Raw genomic sequence first — 646 nt, 5'->3', positions numbered from 1 at the left:
TGACACCCACCACACCGGCCCCATGCCCACCCCGACCGAGCCTCCTAGCATGGCCGCCATGCACCGCATTGCGCTCACCGGGGGAATCGCCGCCGGAAAGTCCACCGTCGCCCGCCGCCTCGCGGAGCTGGGCGCGGTCGTCATCGACTCCGACCGGCTGAGCCGCGAGGTCGTCGAGCCGGGCACGCCGGGGCTCGCCGAGGTCACCGCCCGCTTCGGCGAGTCCGTCCTGGCCCCCGACGGCTCCCTGGATCGTCCCGCCCTGGGCGCCGTCGTCTTCTCCGACGACGCCGCCCGCCGCGACCTCGAGGCGATCATCCACCCCCGCGTCCGCGCCCGCGCCGCCGAGCTCGAGGCGCAGGCCCCCGCCGGCACCCCAGTGGTGCACGACATCCCGCTCCTCGTGGAGACCGGTCAGGCGGACGACTTCGACCTCGTCCTCGTCGTGGAGACACCCCAGGAGCTGCGCGTCGAGCGCATGGTCCGCGACCGCGGCATGACTCCCGAGGAGGCCCGCTCCCGCATCGCCGCCCAGGCCACCGACGCCCAGCGCCGCGCCGTCGCCGACGTGCTCCTGGACAACTCCGGTGACCGGGCCGCCCTCCTGGGCCAGGTGGACCGCGCCTGGTCCGAGCGCGTGCTGCCG

The 646-nt window shown here is 75.5% G+C and carries 1 protein-coding gene; it reads left to right on the top strand.

Translation table 11 applies throughout. The features are described from left to right. Positions 1–58: 58 nt before the first annotated feature. Positions 59–646: dephospho-CoA kinase (gene coaE, locus HMPREF3099_RS09210; RefSeq protein ID WP_070705683.1), on the top strand; the 588-nt coding region annotated here is incomplete at its 3' end.

It is taken from the genome of Kytococcus sp. HMSC28H12 (assembly GCF_001816045.1).
Classification (GTDB): domain Bacteria; phylum Actinomycetota; class Actinomycetes; order Actinomycetales; family Dermatophilaceae; genus Kytococcus; species Kytococcus schroeteri.
The sequence above is the reverse complement of the archived record's forward strand: the minus strand, read 5'-3'. Positions and strand labels throughout refer to the sequence as shown.